24 protein-coding genes are annotated in these 24589 nt (G+C 63.7%); 7 read left to right on the forward strand and 17 right to left on the reverse strand.

From position 1 onward, the window contains the following. Positions 1-27: 27 nt before the first annotated feature. Positions 28-732, reverse strand: coding sequence for a pseudouridine synthase (locus ACFFF7_RS09520; RefSeq protein WP_379481121.1), 705 nt, complete (start codon positions 730-732; stop codon positions 28-30). 166 nt (positions 733-898) lie between these two features. Further along, the gene (locus ACFFF7_RS09525) at positions 899-1111 is read right to left on the reverse strand and encodes a hypothetical protein (RefSeq protein ID WP_379481122.1); all 213 of its coding nucleotides are present in this window, start codon (positions 1109-1111) and stop codon (positions 899-901) included. Positions 1112-1660: 549 nt separating this feature from the next. Here ACFFF7_RS09525 and ACFFF7_RS09530 point away from each other — a divergent pair. Next, a complete protein-coding gene (locus ACFFF7_RS09530; RefSeq protein ID WP_379481123.1) occupies positions 1661-2281 on the forward strand; it encodes a hypothetical protein in 621 nt (206 codons plus the stop codon). 130 nt (positions 2282-2411) lie between these two features. On the opposite strand, the gene ACFFF7_RS09535 is transcribed toward ACFFF7_RS09530, so the two are convergent. Both ACFFF7_RS09535 and ACFFF7_RS09540 read right to left on the reverse strand, forming a co-directional pair. Beyond that, entirely contained in the window at positions 2412-3176 is a 765-nt protein-coding gene (locus ACFFF7_RS09535; RefSeq protein WP_001389365.1) for an IS6-like element IS6100 family transposase, read from the reverse strand. After that, positions 3142-3834 carry a DUF4142 domain-containing protein gene (locus ACFFF7_RS09540; RefSeq protein WP_379481124.1) on the reverse strand — a complete coding sequence of 231 codons (693 nt, stop codon included), beginning with the start codon at positions 3832-3834 and terminating at the stop codon, positions 3142-3144. Before ACFFF7_RS09540 ends, ACFFF7_RS09535 begins: the two co-directional genes overlap by 35 nt. Positions 3835-3926: 92 nt before the next feature. Between ACFFF7_RS09540 and ACFFF7_RS09545 the strand changes: the two genes are divergently transcribed. Further along, the gene (locus tag ACFFF7_RS09545; RefSeq protein WP_379481125.1) at positions 3927-4931 is read left to right on the forward strand and encodes an alpha/beta hydrolase; all 1005 of its coding nucleotides are present in this window, start codon (positions 3927-3929) and stop codon (positions 4929-4931) included. A gap of 224 nt (positions 4932-5155) precedes the next feature. After that, positions 5156-6052, forward strand: a complete 897-nt coding sequence (locus ACFFF7_RS09550; protein ID WP_379481126.1) for an iron-containing redox enzyme family protein — start codon at positions 5156-5158, stop codon at positions 6050-6052. Positions 6053-6256: 204 nt separating this feature from the next. Here ACFFF7_RS09550 and ACFFF7_RS09555 read toward each other — a convergent pair whose 3' ends face one another. The 4 genes from ACFFF7_RS09555 to ligD form a co-directional block, all read right to left on the reverse strand. Continuing rightward, on the reverse strand, positions 6257-7393 hold the full coding sequence (locus tag ACFFF7_RS09555) for a DNA topoisomerase IB (protein WP_379481127.1): 1137 nt from the start codon (positions 7391-7393) through the stop codon (positions 6257-6259). Positions 7394-7475: 82 nt separating this feature from the next. Then, on the reverse strand, positions 7476-7967 hold the full coding sequence (locus ACFFF7_RS09560; protein ID WP_379481128.1) for a cupin domain-containing protein: 492 nt from the start codon (positions 7965-7967) through the stop codon (positions 7476-7478). Next, positions 7967-8776 carry an exodeoxyribonuclease III gene (xth, locus tag ACFFF7_RS09565; RefSeq protein WP_379481129.1) on the reverse strand — a complete coding sequence of 270 codons (810 nt, stop codon included), beginning with the start codon at positions 8774-8776 and terminating at the stop codon, positions 7967-7969. The genes ACFFF7_RS09560 and xth overlap by 1 nt, the downstream gene beginning before the upstream one ends. Then, the gene (gene ligD / locus ACFFF7_RS09570; RefSeq protein ID WP_379481130.1) at positions 8773-10749 is read right to left on the reverse strand and encodes a DNA ligase D; all 1977 of its coding nucleotides are present in this window, start codon (positions 10747-10749) and stop codon (positions 8773-8775) included. The genes xth and ligD overlap by 4 nt, the downstream gene beginning before the upstream one ends. Positions 10750-10797: 48 nt before the next feature. On the opposite strand from ligD, the gene ACFFF7_RS09575 reads away from it, so the two are divergent. Then, positions 10798-10974, forward strand: a complete 177-nt coding sequence (locus tag ACFFF7_RS09575) for a DUF3606 domain-containing protein (protein WP_081435216.1) — start codon at positions 10798-10800, stop codon at positions 10972-10974. A 146-nt stretch (positions 10975-11120) separates the two neighbouring features. Here ACFFF7_RS09575 and ACFFF7_RS09580 read toward each other — a convergent pair whose 3' ends face one another. Then, positions 11121-11555, reverse strand: coding sequence for a hypothetical protein (locus tag ACFFF7_RS09580; protein ID WP_379481131.1), 435 nt, complete (start codon positions 11553-11555; stop codon positions 11121-11123). 378 nt (positions 11556-11933) lie between these two features. Between ACFFF7_RS09580 and ACFFF7_RS09585 the strand changes: the two genes are divergently transcribed. Continuing rightward, positions 11934-12737 carry a hypothetical protein gene (locus ACFFF7_RS09585; RefSeq protein ID WP_379481132.1) on the forward strand — a complete coding sequence of 268 codons (804 nt, stop codon included), beginning with the start codon at positions 11934-11936 and terminating at the stop codon, positions 12735-12737. Between the two features lie 203 nt (positions 12738-12940). On the opposite strand, the gene ACFFF7_RS09590 is transcribed toward ACFFF7_RS09585, so the two are convergent. Further along, complete coding sequence (locus ACFFF7_RS09590) at positions 12941-13864, reverse strand: recombinase family protein (RefSeq protein ID WP_379481133.1); 924 nt, start codon at positions 13862-13864, stop codon at positions 12941-12943. Positions 13865-14511: 647 nt separating this feature from the next. Further along, positions 14512-15804 carry a site-specific integrase gene (locus ACFFF7_RS09595; protein ID WP_337587969.1) on the reverse strand — a complete coding sequence of 431 codons (1293 nt, stop codon included), beginning with the start codon at positions 15802-15804 and terminating at the stop codon, positions 14512-14514. A gap of 121 nt (positions 15805-15925) precedes the next feature. Here ACFFF7_RS09595 and ACFFF7_RS09600 point away from each other — a divergent pair, with 121 nt between their 5' ends. Beyond that, the gene (locus tag ACFFF7_RS09600) at positions 15926-17131 is read left to right on the forward strand and encodes a MarR family transcriptional regulator (protein ID WP_030538460.1); all 1206 of its coding nucleotides are present in this window, start codon (positions 15926-15928) and stop codon (positions 17129-17131) included. Positions 17132-17385: 254 nt separating this feature from the next. Here ACFFF7_RS09600 and ACFFF7_RS09605 read toward each other — a convergent pair whose 3' ends face one another. Genes ACFFF7_RS09605 through ACFFF7_RS09615 form a run of 3 tightly spaced genes read right to left on the reverse strand, consistent with a single transcriptional unit; the run spans position 17386 to position 20884 of the window. Further along, entirely contained in the window at positions 17386-18648 is a 1263-nt protein-coding gene (locus ACFFF7_RS09605; RefSeq protein ID WP_048575061.1) for a TniQ family protein, read from the reverse strand. Beyond that, positions 18645-19481 carry a TniB family NTP-binding protein gene (locus ACFFF7_RS09610; protein ID WP_030540651.1) on the reverse strand — a complete coding sequence of 279 codons (837 nt, stop codon included), beginning with the start codon at positions 19479-19481 and terminating at the stop codon, positions 18645-18647. Before ACFFF7_RS09610 ends, ACFFF7_RS09605 begins: the two co-directional genes overlap by 4 nt. Beyond that, positions 19478-20884 carry a TnsB C-terminal domain-containing protein gene (locus tag ACFFF7_RS09615; protein ID WP_379481134.1) on the reverse strand — a complete coding sequence of 469 codons (1407 nt, stop codon included), beginning with the start codon at positions 20882-20884 and terminating at the stop codon, positions 19478-19480. The genes ACFFF7_RS09610 and ACFFF7_RS09615 overlap by 4 nt, the downstream gene beginning before the upstream one ends. Positions 20885-21469: 585 nt before the next feature. On the opposite strand from ACFFF7_RS09615, the gene ACFFF7_RS09620 reads away from it, so the two are divergent. Continuing rightward, positions 21470-21949, forward strand: coding sequence for a helix-turn-helix domain-containing protein (locus ACFFF7_RS09620; protein ID WP_379481135.1), 480 nt, complete (start codon positions 21470-21472; stop codon positions 21947-21949). Here ACFFF7_RS09620 and ACFFF7_RS09625 read toward each other — a convergent pair. The 3 genes from ACFFF7_RS09625 to ACFFF7_RS09635 form a co-directional block, all read right to left on the reverse strand. Further along, positions 21854-22159, reverse strand: coding sequence for a WGR domain-containing protein (locus tag ACFFF7_RS09625; protein ID WP_379481161.1), 306 nt, complete (start codon positions 22157-22159; stop codon positions 21854-21856). The two genes, ACFFF7_RS09620 and ACFFF7_RS09625, sit on opposite strands and share 96 nt — an antisense overlap. Then, entirely contained in the window at positions 22156-23136 is a 981-nt protein-coding gene (locus tag ACFFF7_RS09630; protein WP_379481136.1) for a ParB/RepB/Spo0J family partition protein, read from the reverse strand. The genes ACFFF7_RS09625 and ACFFF7_RS09630 overlap by 4 nt, the downstream gene beginning before the upstream one ends. 231 nt (positions 23137-23367) lie before the next feature. Continuing rightward, on the reverse strand, positions 23368-24573 hold the full coding sequence (locus ACFFF7_RS09635; protein ID WP_147161232.1) for an AAA family ATPase: 1206 nt from the start codon (positions 24571-24573) through the stop codon (positions 23368-23370). Between the last annotated feature and the right edge of the window lie 16 nt (positions 24574-24589).

Genomic DNA, 24589 nt, shown 5'->3' on the forward strand with positions numbered 1-24589 from the left:
CCCAGACGGTGAAGCGGCTGATCTCTCTCACACTACAGGCTCGCAAGAAAACCCGATCGAGCGCAATGCTTCCACGCCGTCGAACATGGCGGTGCCGCCCTTAGGTAAGTCGCCAAGCGACAGACCCGCAAACGCCACGCGCACCAGGCGCATGACGTTCAGCCCGTTAGCAGCGAGGATCCGGCGAATCTGACGATTGCGGCCCTCGGTTAGAACTATCTCCAGCCAAGAGCTGCGCGGTCCGCGGCGAAGCAGGCGCACGGATGCTGTGGTCAATGTCTCCGCGCCATCGTCGACCGGATGGGCGATGGCGACGAGGTCGTCCGGCTCGAGCGCACGGTCGACCTTGACATGGTAGCACTTCCTCACCCCATTCAGGGGATTGAGAAGGCGCTCGGACCATAGAGTGTCGTTCGTCATGAGCAGTAGCCCCTCGCTTGCTCGATCGAGGCGTCCCACGGGGAACAGGAACGGCAGGTCGTCGGCCATGCAGTCATATACGGTGGGACGGCCGCTCGGATCGCGATAAGTGGTGACATATCCGCGGGGCTTGTTGAGTTTCAGATAGATTTTGGGTTCCTCGCGCAGGCGCTCGCCATCAACGACGATCCGCGCCGTCTTCAGATTTACTCTTTGCCGCATCGATCGTGCAACGCGGCCATCGACCATAACACGGCCCGCCTCGATCAGCGCTGAGGCTTCGGTTCGCGAACAAAAGCCAAGCTTGGACAAAGCGCGTGGGAGGCTGGCGACATCGGCCGACGTTCGAGCCGGCGCTCGTTTTGCGGGAGGGGGCCCCGTGTTTGATCTGGGAAATGACATGGGAGCCTATCGACGTAGCGGAGCCGCATGCGAGGGCATGCAGCTCCGGCGGGACAGTGAGCCGTACAAACGCGGCTTAATGGAGTGTAAGCTTTGCTGGGTCGCCCGCTTTCAGCAGTTTCCGGGCATACTCCGCGACGCCGTGCGCCAGGTTCTTCGCGCGGCGAAACGTCTGCTTATCAAGCGCGCGAAATTCAGGTTCTGACGCATGAAACTTATAGCCTCCGCGACAGCGGATGGCGATGCCTACCACGCGACGATTGGCTTCCACCACAAAGGAGTCCAACATTCTAACCTCCGGTCTATGCCGTCGGCCGCAGGTCGGTCCAGAGAAACGAGCAGTCGGCGGCTTACATCAAGGGGACAGGAGTGGCCCCGGTCGTGCCAGCGAAGGCCGGCACCGGCCGGGGCTCAAGAGCCCGCGACGATGCTGCCGGCGTGAAGCTCACGAGAGCGTCGGGAAGAAAAGCTGCTCATAACAAGAAGATCGGTATTCCAGCAGGATTAGTCAAGATCAGGGCAATGGATTGACATCGACTCCATAAGGTCCATCTTGAGTGGCGATATGTCTGATATTGTGTCCATTGGGCGCTTGACGCACCACGCAGGCCGCCAGCTCCGAGGCTAGCCTCCCCGAGTCCATTGCAGGGCTCGGGGTCATCACCCTTCCCATAGGTCGATGAAGGCGGCGATCGCCGCCAGGAGCATGACATGAATATAATTCGACAAGATGTGGCGTCCGCGAAAGGCGAGGCGGGTGGCGATAAGGCGCAGATCGCGGACGAAAGAGTCGTTGTGCCCTTTGCGTCCCGCCGCAAGCCAACCCTGCCAATCCAGGATGAGGAGGACCCTGACCCGCCGACAGCGGCGTGAACCGCTGGTTTGGGTCCATCCGATGGAGAAGAAATTGTCGAATAATAGCGTATGTCAGGCCGGCCTTTTGGTCGGCTTGATAGAGCGGGCCGCGCGGCGTGCGTATGAGGTGCTGCGCCTGCCCTCCGGCATCCTGATCGCAAAGCGCGTTGAGGATGATGGCTTGAGTCGGATCGAAAGATTGGAGCTATCGCCACAGGCCGATGACCAGTTGCTTGCACTCGCCTTCCGGCGCGCAGGTCGGCTCGACGGAACAGAGCTGCGGGAAGATCTGATCCAGGTCTTTGAGTCCGGTCTTTCGAGCTTTACCGTGGAAGCCCAACGTCGCACTGTCATGGCGGACCTACCGGGTTCAGGATTGCCAATAGCTGCCGCGGCGCGGGCCGTCGATGCATTGGTCGAAGCCGAAAATCTGTCAGGCATGCGCGACCAATCCGCATTCTTCCGCGCCTACGCGAACCTCTATGCCGATCTGTGGTGCGATCCACGGATAGGGGCTCCGATTTCGGTTCGCCGCATCATGGTGACGATGGTCACACGGCTCCATCAATTGGCCTGCGGCGAGGCATCGCTGGAGGGCAGATGAGCCATGCCCGATACTAGGATGCCGTTTCTCTGGTGGCCGTTCACCCTTGATGAGATCCTGGGATGGATAGTCATCTGGCTCTGTTGCAAAGATTGGCGGCAGTCAGAGGTAGGCTGTCGCTCTGCGCCGATCAGGCGGCTGCTGCGAAATGGTGGTTGAGCATGCCCATGGCCTCCGTCAGCGCCGAGGGCCCAATGCCAAAAGCTCTCTCCACAAGGCGCACCTCGCCCCTGATGCCGGGCTGCAGGCACCAGGGGCGAGCCTGTCCTTTGCGCAGGGCTCGCATGACTTCGAATCCCTTGATCGTGGCATAGGCCGTGGGGATCGATTTGAAACCGCGCACCGGCTTGATCAGTATCTTGAGCTTTCCGTGATCGGCCTCGATCACGTTATTGAGATACTTCACCTGCCGGTGGGCCGTCTCCCGGTCCAGCTTTCCTTCGCGCTTCAATTCGGTGATCGCTGCACCATAGCTCGGCGCTTTGTCGGTATTGAGCGTGGCAGGCTTTTCCCAGTGCTTCAGGCCTCGCAGGGCCTTGCCCAGGAACCGCTTCGCTGCCTTGGCGCTGCGGGTCGGCGACAGGTAGAAATCGATCGTGTCGCCCCGCTTGTCGACTGCCCGGTACAGGTAGGTCCACTTGCCCCGCACCTTGACGTAGGTTTCATCCAGGCGCCAGCTCGGATCAAAGCCACGCCGCCAGAACCAGCGCAGCCGCTTCTCCATCTCCGGGGCGTAGCACTGGACCCAGCGATAGATCGTCGTATGGTCGACCGAAATGCCGCGTTCCGCCAGCATTTCCTCAAGGTCGCGATAGCTGATCGGATAGCGACAATACCAGCGCACCGCCCACAGGATCACATCACCCTGGAAATGGCGCCACTTGAAATCCGTCATCGTTCCGTCCGTCCAATCTCCGCCAAGCATGCTCAAGCTTCACGATTTTTGCAACAGAGCCCTCGAGATGCTGCTTGATGATCGGGATCGCACCGGTGGCGGCCGTGCGCAGCGGCGCCTTGTCGCCGGTCTGGGCATAGGCAGTCTGGACCGCGAGCGCCTGTTCGTGCGCCGGGATTTGCTGCGCGATGTAGATCCGGTCGAAGTCCGCCGGGTTCGCTGCATAGAGTTGGTCGATCTGGGCGCGCGTGCCCTGCCCCAGGACTGCCGGCGGTGGAACAAGCCCGGCGGCCTTTGCCTGCGTTAGCGTGACATTCGTCGTCTCCGTATGGTGATCGATCAGCATCGACGCAAAGGCGCGGACGCGCGGGTTCTGCGATCGCTGCACCGCGATCTGGCTGGAGGTCACCTCGTAGACATCGCTTTCCCCGGCAATCTGGAGATAGGGCATCGCCGCGCCTGTGGAGGCGGGCGTCGGCGGCGGGGGATTCGATGGGCTCTGGGCAAAGGCAGAGCCGGCCAGGCCGAGCGAAAGGAGGCAGAGCAGCCTAGCGGAAGTCGAAATCATGGGAGCATCCTTTTCGGCGCTTTGCATTGAGCAGCGTTTTTCGAGAACGACAGACCGGTTCCGCAGTTCCTGCCGCGCGAAGACTCGCATGATTTATTTCCGCAGCTGGAATGACTTAGGGAACGGGCATGCGCAGCGCCCGTTCACCTGTCGCAACTTCATGCAACAGGGAACCACTCTTCATGCGTAAAGCGCCTTTGCTCGCCGCCGGCACGCTCGTCTCCGCGGCTCTTGCTTTCGCCGCGCTCGCGCCCGTAGCGGCGCCGGTCCTGGCGGCGGCGCTGCAGGGCCAGCCGGGCGTCCCGGCGAGCGGCGCCAAGGTCGACGCCGACAACCAGGCCGTTCTCGATGCCTTGAAAGGGCTTGGCCTGCGGCCCTACCACACGCTCAGTCCGGCCGAAGCGCGCCTGCAACCCAGCTTCGCCGACGGAGTAAAAGCCGCGCTCCAGAAGCAGGGTCGCGCGGTTGCGCCTCCACCCGGCATCACGACGCAGGATATCCAGATAGCCGGCGGGGCAGGTCCGATCCCAGCTCGGGTCTATCGGCCTGCCGACGCGCAAGGTCCCCTCCCCGTCATCGTCTACTACCATGGCGGCGGATGGGTGCTCGCGACCATCGACACCTATGACGCCTCGGCCCGTGCCCTCGCCCGTGAAGCGCGCGCGATCGTGATCTCTGTCGAATATCGCAAGGCGCCCGAGGCGAAGTTCCCGGCTCAGCACGACGACGCCCTCGCCGCATACCGCTGGGCGCTCGGCCATGCCGGCGAGATCGGCGGTGACCCGCGCAAGGTGGCGCTCGCGGGCGAAAGCGCCGGCGGCAACCTCGCCCTCGCGACCGCGATCGCCGCGCGCGATGCCAAACTGCAAAAGCCCGCGCATGTACTGGCCATCTATCCCATCGCCGGTTCCGACCTCAACACCCCCTCCTATCAGGAAAACGCGAATGCGATGCCGCTCAATCGGGCGGCCATGGCCTGGTTCCTCCATCACACGACGCGCGGTCCGGCTGACGCAACTGACCCGCGCATCAATCTCGTCGCGGCAAACCTGCGCGGACTCCCGCCCGTGACCCTTATCCAGGCCCAGATCGATCCGTTGACGTCCGAGGGCCAAACACTCGCAGGCCGGCTGCGCGCGGCGGCTGTGCCGGTTGCGACGCAGCTCTATCCGGGCGTCACGCATTAGTTCTTCAGCGCCGATGCGGTGATCCGTAAAGCGGGAGAAGCCCAGCGCTTCGCCGGCACACGGCTGAAGGCGAGCTTTCGTTGAAGGCGGGCGGCCCGGCTAGGCGGCCGCCTGATATTTTCCAAGTGCTACAACGCACCGCCGCGTCTGTTCCCGCACACTCATCTCAGCCGATTCACAAAAGCTGTCAGGAACCCCCTGAGACGGCTGTCGTTCTTTTTTGCATGGTAACTCAATTGAATTCGCGCGCCGCGATCGGCACCTCTCAGTTCCTCAACGACAGCTTCCAACAGGGTCTCGCCCACTGGAACCACGAACGGCTGGCTCCGGGCCTGCCGCCGGAAAACTGGCGCGAGATTGAGGACCGCGACACCCGGATGCACCGGCTCGAGATCGGCTTCCTTGAGGAGCTTCGCGCCGAGGTTCGCGAAGAAGCCGCAGCAGTGCCAACCGATGCAGATGGCTTCATCGCGTGGTTCGAAGGTTTGAAGGCTGCGGGACCCGGACAGGACGATCCCCTGTTCCCTTGGCTTGCCGAACGGGCGACCCGGGAGGAGCTCTGCTGGTTCTTCGAGCAGGAAGCGGCTGGTGAAGCGGGATTTGACGATCTCGTCGCTTACACCCAAGTCAAACTGCCTATGGCGGCCAAGCTCGAACTCGCGCGAAACTACTGGGATGAGATGGGGCGCGGTAATGCCAAGGGCATGCACGGGCCAATGCTATCTCGCCTGGTGCAAACGCTCGGCGTTGAACCGGCGATCGAGACGACTGTTTGGGAGAGTCTGGCGCTAGCCAACGCGATGACGGCCATGGCGACGACGCGCCATTACGCCTGGCATTCGGTTGGCGCGCTCGGCGTCATTGAGTTGACCGCGCCCGGTCGGTCGGCAATGGTGGCCCAAGGGCTCCGACGGATCGGGCTTACAGATAGTGAGCGACGATATTTCGATCTTCATGCGGTGCTCGACGTTAAGCACAGTGCCGACTGGAACCGCGAGGCAATCCGGCCGACAATTGAAAAAACGCCCCTACTAGCGACTGCGATCGCCGAAGGCGCGCTTATGCGCCTAAATTGCGGCGCCCGGTGTTTCGAACGTTATCGGGCGCATCTCTGGGGCTGATGCCTGGCAGCCGCTGCCGCAGAAGGTTTTCGCCATCTGGTTCAGTGCGGGGCGAGCCGCGGCGCAAGAGCCTCAGCTGGGATAGGCTTCCCGACAAGTCTGGCAGGTTGCCGGCCAGCGGCTGCGGGGAACCGGCATGATAGCGTAGGCATCGATCGGCCAGAAACGCTGCGGCGGTCGGAGCCCTACCCCTCGATCACAACGCTACAGGGCTGAAACTTTAACCTTTTGAGCGAGCCGACGCTGGAGGAACGCCAGCACAACCGCTTCTTCCGGACGGAGGCGGGACAGGTCTTCCCGTAGCTCCTTCTCGACGGCGTCCCGCGCCTCCAGGACCAATTCGTCGCTTAGGTAGCTTTCGAACACTTCGGGATGAATGTAGCACTTGCGGCACACAGTGGGCGTGTTGCCCAGCCGCGAAGCGACGGCTTCGATTGCGGTCCGGACATTTCGTTTCGCCGCAGCCTGGCTGTCGACCTTTTCATATTCGGACAGCGCCAGAGCGGCGAGCACCGTGCCATTCCAGGTGCGGAAATCCTTGGCGGTAATGTCCGTCCCGGAGATCTCCCGAAGATAGGCATTGATGTCGTTCGAGGTGACTTCGTACTGCGCGCCGTCTTCGCCCACATATTGGAACAGATGCTGTCCGGGAAGATCCTGGCTGGCCTTGACGATCTTCGCGATGCGCCGATCCTTCAGCTTCAGCCGCCACTGCTTTCCGCTCTTGCCCTTGAAATTGAATCGGAGCTCAGCGCCGTCGATCGCGACATGGCGATCCTGGAGGGTCGTGAGGCCATAACTCTTGTTCTGCTTGGCATAATCCGCGTTGCCAATGCGGATCATCGTGGTTTCGAGCAGATGCACGACGGCGGCCAGGACCTTCTCGCGCGGCAGCCCGCGCTTCTTGAGATCGGCATCGATGCGCTCGCGCACGCCAGGAAGTGCCTTCGCGAAGTCCAGCATGTGCTCGTACTTGGTGCTGTCGCGCACCTCGCGGAAACGCGGATGGTAACGATACTGCTTGCGGCCCTTGGCGTCACGGCCTGTCGCCTGGATGTGCCCGTTTGCCTTGGGGCAGATCCAGACATCGGTATAGGCCGGGGGGATGGCGAGCGAAGCGATCCGCTTCAGGATTTTTTCGTCCGTCACGACGTTGCCCCGGGCATCGCGATATCGAAACTTGCCACGGTAGGACTGGCGGACGATTCCCGGGCTGTCGTCGGTTACGTAGACGAGACCCGCATTTTCCGCGGCTTCCTGCGCATCGACGATCGTTCCTGCCTCGCCGGTGTCGGCCGGCGCGTACTCTTGTGTTTTCATAACGGCTGAAGCGTCCAGCACGGGTTCGCGTTCCCCACCCAGGCCGGACCCTCGATCGCACCGTCCAAGAGCAAGGCCCGAACCTCCTAAGTGTCGGTCAAGATCAGGTGCCCGTCCGTGCCCCCGTCGCGCCGGTGACGGGGTCATGCTTCGGATCGGGAAGCGCCTCCATCCGCGCGCGCGCCGCATCATCAGGAGCTTCGCGGCAGATGTCCCAGCCCTGTCCCCGCGGATAGGCGCCGACAACCTGGAAATCCTCGCTCGCATGAATCGCGCGGTGGCCGGTGCCGGTCGGTAGCATAAGCGCATCGCCGGCTGCGACGGACACCTTGCGCCCGTCTGGCCCGCCAAGCTCGAGCGTCGCTTCGCCCGCGAACACACCCAAAACCTCGTGCGCGGTCGAATGATAGTGGTGATAGTCGAATATGCCGTCGCGCCAATCCGGCGGCCAACCATGGTCCTCGAACAGAGCCTCGAAGCGGCCGGCCAGGTCTTCGCCCTCGCCGTCCAGCGCGGCGCGATAGATGACGACCGGCAACCGCGCATTGTTCGGCACCCAGTCATTCTCGCCGAGCAGGATGCTTTCGATCTCCATCATATTTTCGCCTTGGGGGCTCGCTTGCGCTTTGGCTTGTCGGCCAGTTCGATCCAGACCGGGGCATGGTCGCTGGTCTTTTCCCAGCCCCGCACATGCCGGTCGACCTGGGCATCGAGCAGCCGGTCGGCAAGCGCGGGGCTGAGCAGCAGATGATCGATGCGCAGGCCGGCATTGCGGCCATAGGCGTTCCGGAAATAGTCCCAGAAGGTGTAGATGACCTCGCCCGGGTGCAACGTGCGCAGCGCGTCAGTCCAGCCCTGATCCAGCAGCCGGAAATAGGCCGCCCTTACTTCGGGTGCGAACAGCGCGTCGTCGAGCCAGCGCTCCGGCTTGTAGACGTCGAGGTCGGTCGGCATGACATTGAAGTCGCCCGCCAGCATCACCGGCAGTCCGCTCTCCAGCAACCCAGCCGCATGCTCGATCAGCCGGTCGAACCAGCGCAGCTTGTAGTCGAACTTGGGACCGGGCCGCGGATTGCCGTTGGGCAGGTAAAGCCCGCCAATCAGGATGCCGTTGACCGCCGCCTCGATATAGCGGCTCTGGCTCGGGTCGGGGTCTTCCGGAAGCCCCCGCCGCGTCTCGTGGATTTCGCCGACGCGGCTGAGCAGCGCAACGCCGTTCCACGACTTCTGGCCGTGCCAGATGACATCATAGCCAAGATCGCGGATCGCACTTTCCGGAAACTTCTCCTGCGGCGCCTTCAATTCCTGGAGCACGACCACATCAGGCTGCGCTTCCTCAAGCCAGCGCAGCAGCACCCGCAGCCGGCCATTGACGCCGTTCACATTATAGGTGGCGATCTTCACAGGTCAGGCAGCGTCTGGTCGGCGCGGCCCCAACCGCTGAGCGCCTTGGAGCCGGCCCGCTTCACCAGTTCGGCGCCATCGCGAATGGTCCAATGCGACGACTTGTCGATCGTCTCCATTTCCTTCCATGTGATGGGTACAGCGACCGGCGCGCCTTCGCGCGCGCGGACCCCATAGGGCATGACCGCGGTCGCACCGCGCTGGTTGCGAAGATAATCGACGAAGATGCGGCCCTTGCGCTGCGCTTTCGGCAGGGCGGCCGTGAAATGCTCAGGGTCACTCTGGGCAACCGCCTGGGCCAGCCGATGCGCAAAGTCTTTCACCTCCGGCCACTCCGCTTGCGGGACCAATGGCGCGATCACATGGACGCCCTTGCCGCCGGTCACCATCGGGAAGGTCTCAAGCCCGATCGACTGCAGGATCTCGCGAAAGTGGAAGGCGGCGCTGCGCACATTCTCGAAATCCAAACCCTCGTCGGGATCAAGATCGAAGACCAACCGGTCGGCCTTCTCGACATCCTCGATCCTGGCCCCCCAGCCATGGAACTCGATCGTGCCCATCTGTACGAAGGTGAGCAGGCCGTCCGCGGTATCGACATAGAGATAGGGCTCGTCATGCCCGTCCTTCTCGCGGATGGCGACATGCCGGACAGCGTCGCCAAAACTGCCCGCGTCATGCTTCTGGAAGAAGCATTTCTTGGCCCGGCCTTGCGGGCAGCGCACGAGGCTGATCGGCCGCGAACCGATCCAGGGCAGCATGGTCGGGGCGACCTGCGCATAATAATCGGCCAGCTGGCCCTTGGTAAGCTTCCCCTCGGGAAAGATGACACGGTCGCGGTTGGTGATCTTGATCGACGACGTCTCGGCCGTCACCGCCTCAACCGGCGCCTCGGTCTCGACGACCACAGCCTCGGGCTTCTTGTCTTCTCGCAGGCCCAGAAAGGAGGGATGCCGGAGCGTCCCTTCGTTGGTCATTTCGGTAAATGCGATTTCTGCGACCAGCTTGGGCCGCAGCCAGTGCGCCCCGCGCATTTCTGCGCGCGGCGCCTTGACGGTCGGCGCCTCCTGCTCGAGCGGCGCCATCACCGCCATCAGGTCGATGATCTCCTGGGTATCGAAGCCGGTGCCGACCTTGCCGGCATAGCGCAGGACGCCGTCCTCGTGGACACCCAGGATCAGCGATCGGAATAACCGCGACTTGTCCGAAGGGGTCCAGCCGACCACGACGAACTCCTGCCGCTTGATGCATTTGGTCTTCAGCCAGCCGCCCGATCGCGAGCCTACATAGCGGCCGTCCGCCCGCTTCGAGATCACCCCTTCAAGGCCCGCCGCGCAGAACTGGTTGAGCAACTTCTCGCCATTGCCGGCAATGTGGTCCGAATAGCGCAACCGCGACTTGCCCTTGGGCAGGATCTTCGCGAGCTTCGCCTTGCGCTCGGTGAGCGGCAGTTGGGTCAGATCCTCGCCGTCGAGCTCCAGCAGGTCGAACGCGAAATAACCGATCGAAGCCGGCGCCCCTTTGAGCGCGTTTTGCAGAGCCTGGAAACTCGAGCGGCCGTCGGCATCGAGCACGACCGCCTCGCCGTCGATGAGCGCGGAGGAGACCTTCAACTTCAGGGCGTCGGCAACCAGTCCGCTAAACTTCTCCGACCAGTCGAGACCCGAGCGCGTATAGGCAACGGCCTCGCCCCCGCCGACGCTCAGCAGCACGCGGTAGCCGTCATACTTCATCTCGTGCAGCCAGCGATTGCCGGTGGGAACGGTGTCGACCAGCGTTGCGAGTTGCACTGCGCGGAAAGGCGGCGCGCGGCTGGTGGAAGCCGCTTTCCCTGGCGCTGAGCTCACGCGCGCCATGATGGAGGGCCGTTGTTCTTCATGGAGACCAAAGTGCGCGAGCGGCGGACTCGTTCCAGCGCGCCGCGGACTCGGCTCGCCGAGCGACGCCCCACGTCCCACCGATTGCGGCAACCGCATCGTCCCCCCGGCGTTGCGGACCTAGGCCACCGTCGAAGGAGATGAGCAATGGCAGACGACAAGACCGCTCGCGGTCCCCAGGACCGGGCGCGTATCGCGCTCGGTGAGGATTATGAGGTCGATTACTGGACCGGCAAGTTCGGTGTCAGCAGGGAGCGGCTGGAAGCGGCCGTGAAGGCTGTCGGAAACAGCGCGGACGCTGTCGAGCAGCATCTGAAGGGCTGAGGCCGACCCGCTCGCTTCGCAATGCAAACTGCGATGTCGCCTTTGCTGTCGTGCTGCTCAGCGGTCGACGTGCAACTCGTATATTCATCAGATGGGCCCGACGCGACCCACGCGCCGGGCCCCCTGCTACCGATTATAGTCCGCGTCTAATTGGCTGCGAAATGCTTGGCTGAGCTGATGTCGTTCGCCAGCCGAACGCCATCTCCTCGCGCAACTTCCGCAAGATGAGCTTTCACCTCATTACTGCGACGTACTATTGATAACGCAACCTGCGCCCTATTCTCCGAGCATTTGCCAAAATGGCTGCCCCGGATCATTTTATCGGCATCCAGGCGATGGCTCAAAGATGCGCCCTTGGTACCTGCAACATCGCGAACGACGGCCACCCGGGCGGCCCAGAGGCAGCGTTCCGTGGTGGGTCGTGTTCCCGCGGACATGCCGATCTGGCGGGTAGATACCTTGGCATCGGCCCGATAGGTCACATCCAGGGATCTTCCTTGATGATCCACGCTGGTCCGATGAACCTGATCAGCGAAGGGGGCAGCGGAAGCGGTTGCCAAGGCAAGCAAAGACAAGATCACAACATACTCCTCTTTCCAAACAATGGATCGAGCTCAGGGAGTATGATTGAGACGGCCCCTGAGTTCGATACGTCCGACATCACGAGACATTCTCGCCAGAGGGGCCCGGTACGCATCCCAAAGCTAGGCCTCAGATCGAGTTTATCAATGCGCCCGTCACGGTTTCGATTGGGGGACACACTTTCTTACAGAACTTCGTGGTCAATGCCTGACCTGTGATCGGCAGCGTTCGCAGCCAATCCGGGCGCTCGGTCGTCGAGGAAGTCGTTGCCGGTTCCAGCCAACGAAACGCCGCTCGGCGGATTGCGCAATTGCTAAGGACCCATGCGGTCCCTACGGAAGGGGCGCCGGGAAATTACTGTCTGTCAGGATCATCGGATGCCGCTTCGCCGCGCCCATTATCTCGTCCTGGCAATGGTGCTCGCTACAGTCGTGGCATTCTGGCCGACCTACTTCGCTGTTTTGCGGACCGCGCGGACAGAACTTCATTTTCATGGAGTGACGGCCACCGCCTGGATGTTGCTACTGGCGCTCCAGAGCTGGACCATTCATCATCAGCGACGCGGCGCGCACCGGATTTTCGGGATCGTGAGTTTGTTTCTGTTTCCGCTTTTTCTCGCGGGAAGCGTTGCTGTCCTTCTGAGCATGGCGCGAAGCACGCCGTCAGACACTTTCTACCAGATCAACGGCGGACGCCTGGGTATACTGGACGCCGCGACGCCCATCCTTCTGATGGTCCTCTTCTATTTCGCGCTGAAAGAAAGACGCAAAGTGCAGCTGCACGCCCGCTATATGCTCGCGACAGCCCTGCCCCTCGTCGAGCCCATTATCGAACGGCTGCTCGGGCATCTGATCCCGCCTTTCACGGCGTTCGACCCCGCTCAATTTGCGTGGACTATGCGTGCTGCGGAGCTTGGGGGGCTTGTTGCCGCAGCGTGCCTCTACGCGACGGCGCCGCGCTACGGGCGGCCGTTCTTCATCGTCGGCATGGCGATGGTCGCCCAGGCAGTCCTGGTCGAGACGCTGGGGGAGAGCAGCGTTTGGCAGACGGTATTTGTCGGGCTTGGAAAACTGCATTCGCTGCCGGTGCTGGCTGTCGCGACGATTGTCGGTGGACTCACCGTGTGGGCGGGTTGGACTGCTGGCCTAGCTGCTCGTCGGCACAAGCCTGCAGCGGCCTGAAGGCCGCTCGGCCGCTTGATAGGGTCCGCCAAAAGCTGTCGGGCGACGAGCCAGGCCCGAGCTTCCTTTCGGCCTAAAGGGCGTGAAACTCTACTGGCGACTGAACAATCCGGTCGCCGCACAACGCGCGGCGCGCCCCTTCAACTTCGCGTGCCGCGCCTTGTGCCGCGCCCCACAAGACGCGGCACATTATCGCGCTCCGGTTAGGTGATCAGACAGGGGTCCGAAGACGCCTCGCGATCTACGAGAAGCCCAAGCCCCCTCGCCCGTTCCAGAACACGCCGCACGCCCTCGGCCGACCAGTGTATGCCGCCGCGTGGCGTAGGTTCGCGCAAGTCTCTGCTCAGCCAGCCCGCAAGGTCGCGCAGAGACGATTCCGGATATGTCTTCAACCTGTCCGCCACCAGGCGCGCGACGCGGGTATCCGATGGCAGGCGCGGCGCGGCCTGAAGGATAACGGCGTCGGCATAACCGGCTTTGACCAGGGCTCTGCAGGCCTTCACCAGCGTACGCTCACTAAATGAGCGGACGGGGGGCTTTATCGCGCGGATCTGGCGCAAGACTATCGACCAGGGAAGATGGGGTCGCAGGCGCTCTACGGTCGGAAGCCAGCGGTGGCGATCGTCGATCAAGGCGTGCAGATAACGCTCTTTCTGCGCGTAGCCGATATCCGCGATTGCCGCCGGATCGCGCGCGCGCATCTTGGGATTGCCGGGCTTGGCGCCCCTCGCCATCGCCGCGGCAAGCCCTGCCCGCGTGCGTTCTCGGATAAGGGCGCGTTCGAATTCGGCAAAGGCGCCCAGCATCTGGGTCATCAGCATGCCTTGCGCGCTCGAAGTGTCGATCGGGTCGTTGATCGAGCGAAAGTAGGCGCCCTTCGCCCGCAGCTGCTCGACGATCTCCAGCAGATGGACGAGAGAGCGCGCCAATCGATCGATCCGCACGACAATGAGGGTGTCGCCCTCCCCTACCCTTGCCAACGCCCTGGTGAGGTTCGGGCGGTCTCGGCTTCCCCCACTGGCCTTGTCCTCGAAGATGAGGGCGCAACCCTCCTGCTCCAGCGCAAGGCGTTGGCCGGCCGTATCCTGATCTTCGGTCGATACGCGGGCATAGCCAATCAGAGCCACTGTCACATTCCATCAAACGGGAGCAATCGAGGGGTTGCTCCCGTTCGATAAACGTCAGCACCGGTTTTGACCAGCCCCGTCCCCCAGGATTCGACCCGCGGCCCTTTCCCGCGCCCCATGGGCGGTGCGAGCGCCTTTCGGGCCTTTAGATAGTGCCGCCGGTCGATTTGCGCGGCTGAAATCTGCGGCTGGAACGAACGACAGTGGGGCCTACCGGCGCCTCTGTGGAGGGGCCGCACCTCGCACCGGGACGGGGATCCCACAAATGTGCGAGCAAAGTGAACTCAGATTGCTCTTAAGCTCAGTATTGGCTAGTTTCGTCCAATGGATATCGCTGGCTTCGGACCAAGCTATACGCCGAGGGTCGTCACCGAAGTTGCACGCGCGACCGCGGTGATGGTGACGCTAAACAGCCGAATTTCCGGGAGTTTGGTGCACTCGGCGTGGCAGACCCGCGCAGCCTGGGCCGGCTATGCGCGTGCTCTTCAGTTGGAAGGTCACGAGGTCGATGAAATTGACCTATTTTCCTGGGGCTGCCGGGTCACGATCCCCGGCCGTCCGCTGCGCGCTACTGTGAACGGACAAAGAACACTGCATCCGACACCCCACGCCAATTCACCTGACCGACAAAATTCTCTGCACCGGCGTTATTTCCTGACACCCTTCAACATACGCGCCGCCGCGTTGGACGACGGAGCGAGCTTGCGGCCGTAGCGGAGTGCAGTGGCGGTCGAGGTCCATCGCAATGCCTGCGCGATCGGTCCCGCATCCTCGCCATTGGCGAACAGATCCTGGGTCAGGCCGACGCGCAACGAATGCGTGCTCAGCGCATCGATCGCATGGTCGAGATCGGCGCCCATGAGATCGACCAGGCCCTGGTCGGCTGCGGCGAGCGCCGTGCGCTTGATGATCAGCCGCATCGCCGCCGGCGTCAGCGCGCGCTCGCCAATTCCGTAGGTCACCGTGGCCGCGCGCGCAGGCCGCGCCGCCATGCGTTCCCGATCGACCCGGGCATGATAGGCCAGATCCTCGATCGCGAGCGCCCGGCGCGCTTCGCGGGGTTTGGTCCGGATCACCGCTACGCGGCGGAACAAGGCGCCCGCGCGGATTGATGCGGCCTCGCGCCAAAGAGCGACACGCCGCATCGTGTCGGGCGACAGCCACACCCAGGCCCCTTGCCCTTCCTGGTCGGTTTTCGAGTGGGGCACCTCGAGCAGCCCCGATCCATCCTCTTGCGCTTCCATCAATTCGACGGCGACGGCCACCAGCTCCGATACGCGCAAACCCGCATCATAGCCGAGCGACAGGATCGCCGCGTCGCGCAGGCCAGCGACGTCGCGCCCACACGCCTCGAGCAGCACCGACAGCGTGAACCCCCTGACGGCTTCCCGCCCGATCCCTTCGCCGAGCCGCAACGGGCCGGCCTGGCGCTGCCGGACTCCGGCCCGACGCCGCAGCCCACGCAGCGCATCGCGGACCACGACGGCACCGACGGGGCATGGAACGTCGAGAAGGTGATGGGCCACCGCCAGCGAGGACAGGCGCCGGGACACGGTCGCCGGCTTGAGCCGCCGCGCCTCGCAATAGTCAATATAGGCGACAAGCCGCGCTTCGTCGGCGGGCAGGCCGATCCCGCCGCGCTCGGCCGAGAAGCGCGCGTAGCAATCGAGATCGACCGCGAGCGCCTTGATGCTGGCGGGCGCCCGCGCCTCGATGCTCTTCTGGAAGTTGAGTTCGACCAGGCTGGCGCCTTCGCCTGTCAGCTCCTGAAGCAACTCGACGAGCTGGACCGCGCGATCTTGCGCGGCGCCCGACCGCCGCTGGGGCAGCGGCGCCTCGCCGGGTGCCAGGATCGTCACGATCTCCGCGGAAACCGAGCGCTTGGGCATGGGCAGACGCTCTGTCTGTGCAGCGATCGACAGGACGGATTTGGCGCGCATACCGGGGGACTATAACCCCGATTTCGCCGAAGTCACTATCGATAACACTCTATTATCGATAGTGCAAAAAAGGGCGTGCTAGGGATGGTGCAGTTAAGGCAGTTTAGGTTACCCTTGCGACATGCCCGATTTTTGCGATCCATCGACCCGATTCCATCCGCTCCGATCGGACGAAGATGCGCCGATCGAAGACCTGATGACGGCAAGGGTGCGCGCGGCGCTCACCTGGGGCCAGCTGCAAGGCCGTTTAGCGCATGTGCCCGCGCAAGTTGCGCATCAATTCTGCGCCGCGCTCGCCCGCCTGCTCCTCGTCGAAGCGCTCACGGGTAGCGGCTTTTCCGGCGCGAACAGCTGGTTTTCCGCATGGTTTTCCGGCCTCCAGCCCGTGCCCGACGCCACCGCCCATGTCGCAGCCCCGCCCTCGCTGGTCGCCGACACGCTGCTCGCCGAGCTCTCGCTGTCGGCCTGGGCGCCGCTCGCCGACACGGCCATCCAAATCCGCGCCGCAGCGCATTTCCATCGCGGCGAGGGCGCCCCGCAAGGCGAGCGCGGCGATGCCCCCGCGTTCGCCGTAGCGGAAGCGGCGCGGCTCGCCGAGCCGCCCGCCGACGATCGCGCGGACGACTGGCCCCTCGCCGCGCTCGATCGCCTGCATCGGGCCGCGGCCGCCTCGCCGCATTTCGCGCCCACCGAGCGCAGCTACCAGCTGCTCCCCCTGCCCGCCGGGCCGGTCTCCTTCGAGCAGACGCGGACGGCCACGCCGCTGTGGGCGCTCGATCTCCTCGCCGGCGCCCTGATCGCGCGGAGCGCGCCAGCGACCAGGCCGCTGCCCCTGCCCGGAGCCGTGCGCGCCGAGGCGCTCAGACCCGAGCTCTGGTCCCGCGAGCGCGCCATTATCACGGCCGAGGCCGCCGGCGAAGCTGCGCAGCGGCTGAGCGACCAGCTCGATGCAGCCCATGCGAGCGTGCGCGAAGTGCATGAGGCGATGACCGTCCTGCGTTCGACCTCGCGCGCGCCGCTGCTCTACCGGCTGCTCGCGGGCTTCGGACCGCTGCGCCCGCTCCAGATCGAGAAGGCCCTTGGCGTTTCGAAAAACGGCGTGCGCGATCTCGTCGCCGCCCTCGTCAAAGCGGGCCTCGCCGAGCGGGCGGCGTACGAACATCACACGATCATCCGCGCCCTGCCCCGCGCGCGCCGTGCCACGCTGGCGGCCGAGGGTGAAAGCAGATCCGTTGAAACCAGCTCCGGCGCGACGTTCGCCGCGTTCGACGCGGCCATGGCCGATGTCGAGCGCGTGCTCGCCCGTATGGAGACGGCGCGCGAATGACCCCGGCAACACGGCAAGATAGGAAACCCCGGCAGAAACTTCAAATCGACGCGCCCGATACGGGACTCGCGCCGCCGTTTCAGGCCATGACCTGTCTTTGAACGATCAAAGGAAAGTTCGCGCAAAAGCCCCTGGGAGCGCAAAAAGGCGGTCTCGGATAGGAGGGGGCGCCCAGAGGCCGCCACCACGCCCTACGGGCCTCCTGAGGGCAAATTCGCGCGAAATGCCCAATGGGCGACCGTCGCCGTCCGGCTTTACCATCCGCGCCCATGACCCGGCAGATCGAGCAGGATGCGAAACCTGGGAGCGGCGAAGCAGGCGGCGAGCCGCGCCCGCCACAGATCGCCATTCGCGCTGCAAGCCGGCTCGGCGCAGCCGGCGGACATCGCCGCGCCCACCATCCCCGATGCTTGCAGGTAAAACAGCGCCTCCTGGAAACCACGGCGCTGCGCTGACATCGCCGCGCTCTCCGTCGCGGCGGCGTCTCGTACCGCGCGCGCCAGCGCCGCGCGGCGAGCCTTCAGCCCCTGCATCAAATGGGCACGGGGATAATTGCGCTTGGCCTGCTCGAGCTGCTCGCAGACCATGGTGAGCCGGCGACGCTCGCGGTCGAGCTGCCGCAGGCCGACCCTGGCGATCGCCTCCGCCAGATCCGATAATTGGGGTCCGACGCCGGAAGCCGCCTTTCGCGGCAGGCGTGCCGGCTGCGCATCGAAGCGGAAGATTTGCTCCCATCGCCCGGCTTTCAGCCCGTCACTGCTGTGGAGCGCCGCCAGCAGCAGATGACGCACCGGAGCGTAGTGGAAGCGGTTGCCGACCAGCGCCGCCCGGTACCGCTCCCAACCTACCCGGTCACCGGGGCGGGCGCCGCGGATTTGCTCCCGCGCAATCATCCCGTTCCACAGCACTCGGGTTTTGACGAAGGCAAACCGCGCCATTTGCGCGCGCGTGCGCGCGACCCGGGCCGCGAGCGCCCGCTCGGCGGCCTGCGTCCGCCCCAGGGCCCTGATCCCCGCAAGATCGGTCAGCAACAGCGCATGACGGTCGCAGAAGGTCGTCACGCGCAAGATCCAGCTCCGCTCGATCCGCCACGGCGCGCCGGACACCAGCCAGTCAAGCCAGCACTGGGCGCAGCCGATTGACCGCAGCGTCAGCGGCAACAGATCGCCGCGCCCACAGCCGACGAACGTCCTAGAAATCGCCTTCGCGGGCACCATCGTCGCCCACGCGAGCCGTTCTACCATCACCTGGCGGCGGTCCGGCACGCCAGCGACCGCCGGCGCCGGCGCGGCCAACCAAGCCGATGCGCGCGACGTGGCCGGTACGCGCGACGTGGCCGGTACGGGCGACACGGCCAGGTCGCGATCGGCGAGCGCCGCGTCGATGCCGAGATGGCGAAACAGCGCTTTGGGCGTGGTCTCATGACGCGCGGCCAGGCGGCGCAGCCAGGATTCGAAACATTCCTCGGGCAGCGGCCTCACCCGAAACGCCAGCGGCTCGATCTCCCGCCCGCTCATTCCGGGCTATAAGGCGTAAACAATTGCAGCGCCTCGGTGATATCGTCCTGGGTCACGAACCGGCGGTCATGCCGCCGCGCGACCTTTCCCGACCAGTGCAGGATGCGCTTGAAGTTCCCGGTGACCCCGCCGCTGGTCCGCCAGATGCGCTCGGCGAACGCGGGTTCGGCGAGATGGTCGGGCTCCTCCATCCCCATGCCGCGGGCCAGCGCGCGGATCAGGCGCTGCGCGGGCTCGCCCGGCTCCCATAACGGCAATTTGAGGATGATTGAGCGGTACGCCAGCTCGACATCGTCGGCGAAGATCTGCCGGGCGACATCGAGGCCCGCCACGACCAGCGGCACATTGCCCGCGCTCATCAGGAAGCGGAACGCATCGAGCGTATCGCGCCGCGCAACGCCGCTCGCGGTCAGGATCACATGGACATTGTCGATCGCGACCAGCCGCGTGCCCTGTTCGGCCAGCAGGTCGACGACCTTCAAATCGGCGGTTTTGTGCGTGTTCGTGCGGATCGGCCAGCCCTGTTTCCAGAGCAGGGCGAGGTTGATCTTGAGCGAGGTCGGACTCGAGGGAATGACCGTGCGCAGCACGGGCTGATAGCGCGCCTCGCCCCAATCGGCGGGCTCGGGAAAGGCTTCGGCAAGGCGGCGCTGCGCTTCGCGCAGGATCGAGGTTTTGCCCATGCCGGACTGTCCGGTGAGCACGATGCAGGTCGGGCGTTCCTCGGGATCGTCATGCGCGACATCGACGATCGTCTCGACCGCGTTCCGCGCTTCTTCGAAATCGATCCAGAAGGAGGGCGCCAGCGATGGCGCGGTCGCAGCGGCGCTCATGTCCGCTCCTGCAACCAGTCGTCTTCGCTGAGCTCGGCGACCGGTTTCCAGTCAATGGGCGGCTTTTCCGGCGCTTCGCCATACCGGAGGTCCGCGAGCGTCGTCCCCTCGCCTTCGCGGCGCTTTGCCTGGCGCCGCGCCGCCTTCGTGCGAACGCGGGCGCGGTGGATTTCCTGATTGGCGGCGGCCACCGCCCGCGCCGTCGCCGCGCGACCGCCATCGGCCTGGTAGGCCCGGCCTAGCGCCCGCACTCCTGCCCTGGCGGCCTCCCAATCCGCCTCCCAGACGTCGGGATAGTCGCCGACAACCGGCAATTCGACATAGCGGCCGTCGAGGTCGGCGTAGATATGCTGGATCGTCCGCTCATCCCAGCTGATCTCGACCCTTTGGCCGATCCTGGCGGCAAGCATCGGGTGCCAGTAATGGCGATATCTGATCTGGATACCCTTGGCATGGACCGTGAGCGACTTCGACGGCAGAAACTGGCGGAACAGTTCGCCCGCATCGACCGACACGGGCAGCAGCGGGCTGTGCTTCGCCGCCTCGCGCTCCCACATCTGGGCCGGACACAGGCCGCCCAGCGCGCTATGCGGCGCGTGATGATAGATCGCGATCTGGCACAGCAGCCAGCGCTCGAATTCCACAAGCGTCATCGCCGCGTCCGCCTCGGCATCATAGCCGTCGCGCGCCGCCACGTTCGATCCGGTCGCACCGGGCAAAAGCCGCAGTTTTCCAATCATCGTGCCGATCAGCCGCTCGATATGCCCGCCAAGATGGGCCGGCCCGGGCCTCCGCACATCGGGGCCAATCCCATTGCGGACGCAGGCGCGCCGGAAGGCTTCGGAGCGATGCGGTTTGGCCTGATCGGCATGCAAGCGCCGGAACAAACCGTGCATCGGATAGCTGACATCGACGCCCAGGTGGGCGAGGGCCGGCTCTTTGGGCAACACAGCGCTCGCAACCGCCCGTCCGCACCGGAATATCGAGGGGTCGCCGAAGCTGACATAGTAACCAAGAATGGACCGGGTCCAGATTTCGATGAGGAAGGTGATCCACGGTCTTCCGAGCTGTTCGCGCCGCAGACTATCGACCAGGATGACATCGCCCTTGGTGTGATCCATCTGAACCAGGTCGAGAAATCCCTCGCTTGCATATTCGCCGGGGTGCGGTTCATGGGCGCTCCGCGTCTTCGATCCCATCGTCGCTTTCGCCCAAACACGGCTCGGAATCTCAGCCAGAAGCCGCTCGATCGTCTTCTCGCTTGGGATCAGATCGGCGGGAAAGCGATGATCTCCGTTGTCCGCGTGCAACAGGCCCCAAATCTGCCGCGCCGCTTCCGCACGCGATGGCGGCACCATCTTGAGCGCAATTTCGTCGATCAACGTCTCGATGGCGGCCCTCACCTCGGGATCGATCCTGTGCGATCCAACAGCGGGTCCACGCGGTTTTGGAGCCAGCGTTTCCGCGACCGGATGCACCCGGAAGCGCGCGGCCAGTGTCCGTATCTGCCGCTCTTTAAGGCCGGTTGCCTCGGAAATCGCCTGAACCTGAGCCGCTGTCACCGGGCCGGAAAGCGATATATGTCGCCGGAAATGGGGGTAGAGAGCCAATCCCGCCTCAAGCGATTTGAGGCTCCGCCGGGGCGCTGGAGACGGCTTGCGCTCAATCACGGAACGGGCTCCCCAATGATTTTTGCTGTCCGCGAAATGTAGCTTATTTTGTCGAACACCGCGACGTGTATATTGCCCTAGACAGAATTACTCGCAGAGCATCCGATGTAATATATTGATATTACATGATATTATTGAAATGTAGCCTATTTTGTCGGCTGACACGAGAGCTTCTCAACGACCTTTGCGGCCGCCGACCGGGCGCTCGAACGGCTCGATGCCCTGCTGCCGGCACGCGAGCCCCTGGCAGCCCTGACCGAATGGCTCCACCAGCTCCGCAACGACGAGATCGACTTTCTCGAGGGCGGGAGCGAGGAGGTGCTGATCGAGGGCCGCGTATTCCAGCGGTTCGCCCCGCGCGGAAGCGCCTGGGCCGCCTCGCTGGCCGCAGCGATGCGCCCGCAGCTGTTCGGACTGGGCGCGGCGCCGCTGGCGCTCGCCGGGCTTGCCCCGCGGGCGCTGTTCCGCGCCGAACCCGAACGCCCCCTCCCCTCCCTGCTGGCGAGTGCGATCGGCGCGGCGGCGGGTGACGTAGGAGCGGACCTCGCCGCCGTCACGGCCATGGTGGCGCGCGGCGAAGACCGCCTCGCGGACCTCTACGCCTCGTCGCAAGCGCCGGCGATGTGGCAACTGATTGGTGGCCTCGGCCCCCTCACCCGCGCCGAACTGGCCCGTGCGCTCGGCGTAACCCGCCGTACCGCTTCACAGGCCGCTATGGCGCTCGAGAAAGCCGATCTGGCGACGCTGCGCCCCGGAGACCATGCCTTGGCCCCCAATGGCGCTCACAGAGGCTCCTGAGGCCTCCTGCGGCGCCAACGCGACCTCGCGGTAGGGCACGTCGATCCGCTTGGGCGCAGCCGCACGGCGGCGCAGCAACTGGCGGGCAAAGCGCGCCGCCTCATCCTCGTTCGCAAACGAGACCGCCCTCCCCTGCCCGCACAATCCGATCCGGCCCCAGGCGATTTGAGACGCGAATAACGGACCCGATGACGCCCCCCAAAAGGTCAGGACGTCAGGATAGCCTCGATGGCCTTCAAGACTTCAGTTGCCGAAGCGCCGCTACGCGCAGGCACCTTGAAGGTATAGCCGCTTCTTGCAGAATGGGCATAGCGCAAGATCACTTTGCCAGCGGCACCCTTCACTTCGACCTCGCCGCCAGCAGGCTTTGCAGGAGCGACAGTTGCCCGAATAAGGCGCTTTGCGACTTCGGGAGCGGGCAAAGCCGTTCCCAGATCGTGGCGCTCAGCAACAATGGCCCTGCTTTCTGCGACCATCAAGTCCAGAGTGCGCCTCTCGGAAGTGAGTGGCTTGATGTCTCTTGCGATGCGGACCGTGATGCCATGCGTGTCGGGAAAGGCATTCACTATCTCGGCTGGCAACCGCGCCACATCGAGCAGGCGGCTGAGCCATGAGCGCGAAATCTTCAGATGCTCTGCCATTTCACTCTGGTTGGAATCGTAGAACTCCTCCAGCGCCCGTGAATACTCCTTCGCCCGTTCCCAGTCTGAGATATCTTTGCGCGACCGGTTCTCGATGTCCGAAACCCTGAACGCTTCCTCGTCGGAAACGTTTTGGATCGTGACGAGGTATTCATATTCCGGGTAATGATGCTCGCGGAGCCATTGAACGGTCCACCATCGCCTTACGCCCGCGATGATTTCGAAGTCGTAGTCTGGGTCATCCTTGAGGCGGCGCACTATCGCGGGAATGCGCTGCTTCTTAGCGGAGAGGAATGCGTCAATGAGATCGCGGCAACTCTCTTCGTTCAAGTGGTCCAGATCGCGGTTGTGCAGACGCCAGGGACGACAGCGAGCCGGGTCGACCCACTCGGTGCGATCCGTGACGACTTTACCGGCGGCAATTCTCGCAAGGCTCTGGCTACGGCTCGCCATAATGCTTTCCGATGGCGCAGGTCTGCCGACGTCGATGTCGTCGTCGAGCCCCTCTGTCAAACTGCTGCCGAAGCCCCGGTTACCCTTTGCCATCGCCTACTCCAAACCTTTCAAATCGCATTTTGTCGGCCGCTTGTTGCCACGTGGCAACAACCCCTGTCCGTGCCTCAATTTCACCCTGATTCTTGATGCGTTGCCACGTGGCAACATCCCTCGTTCAGCCAATAAAATCTCGCCCTATCGCACCACTCGAGCTTCTCGAAAAATGACCTTAGTTGTTGTATTCTAACTGTATTATCCCGTTGTTGCCACGTGGCAACGGCCCTAGACCGCCTCCCCTGCCCTGCTCGCCCAGGACCGAATGACATCCGCCTCGATTTCTCTACAAACATCGCTCAAATACTTCATACACCGGTTGTGAACCTCGTGGGACGTTACCGGTCGATCAAGTTCAAAGACTGTCTTCATGCGCGAGCTGGCATTGTCGATTTCCGCGCTGGTCTTGAGGACAGAAGTCGCCATCGAACCACCGAAGACCTGCCGCATCATCGAGAGAATTTCGCGGTGCATGGACTTGCTTTCATCTACCCTGCTGCCAACGAGGCGTATAAAGTTGTAGGCAGGCTTCACCCGCTTCGCGAGCTGCTCGAGCTGCTTCATCGTTGTACGCGCCATGTCGATAAACGACACGGTCGATGCGAAGTCGATGACGCTCGGCGGCACAGGAATTACCATCGCATTAGCTGCCTGCAGCACTGCCATCGAAACCATGCCAAGTGCCGGAGGCGGATCCATGATGACGATGTCGTAGTCATCGACGACCGTATCGATGGCTTCGGCAATCAGGTCGATGATGTCGAAGTTCTGATTTTGTGCCAGGTAGCCCGCGATCTCGTATTCAAGATTATAGAGCTTGAGATTGGCGGGGATCAGGTCGAGCCCGAAAAAATGCGTCTTCCGGATGATCGAGCGAACGCCCAACAGTTCAGGATTATGGAAGTGACCGTAGAGGGTATCATCCTCGGTCAGATCGACATCCGGCCGATAGCCAAACATCATTGTCGAACTGGCCTGGCTGTCGCAGTCGATAAACAGAACCCTGTAGCCGTGAATCGCAAAGTGCTGTGCGAGGTGGAGGGCCACGGTCGACTTACCCACGCCTCCTTTGAAGTTCGAGACGGAAATGACCGCCGGGGTGTCCGTCGGAGCGCGCCATGGGCGAGTGCCAAATACGGCACGCATATGATCCAGTTCTTCCAATGAGTACTGGACCCGGTGGCCAGAAGCGGTTCGATCGCGCTGGGGAAGACGACCATCACGCTCAGCTTCCCGAATTGCAGACGCTGTTCGCCCCACAAGGGAGGCTGCTTTCGAGATGGAATACGACGGGCCAACCTTTTGCCCGGTCTCCGGATCGAGCGCACCGTCACGAATACGCTTCAGGATGGTGAGGGCCTTGCGGTGCAGATTGCCAAGGCCGTCTTCCAAGAGTTCATCTGGTTGTGCGTCGAGCGCTGCGTCTGTAGCCATGATCACCGCTTTGTGA

This window comes from Novosphingobium aquiterrae (genome assembly GCF_042434435.1).
In the GTDB taxonomy this organism is placed as follows: domain Bacteria; phylum Pseudomonadota; class Alphaproteobacteria; order Sphingomonadales; family Sphingomonadaceae; genus Novosphingobium; species Novosphingobium aquiterrae.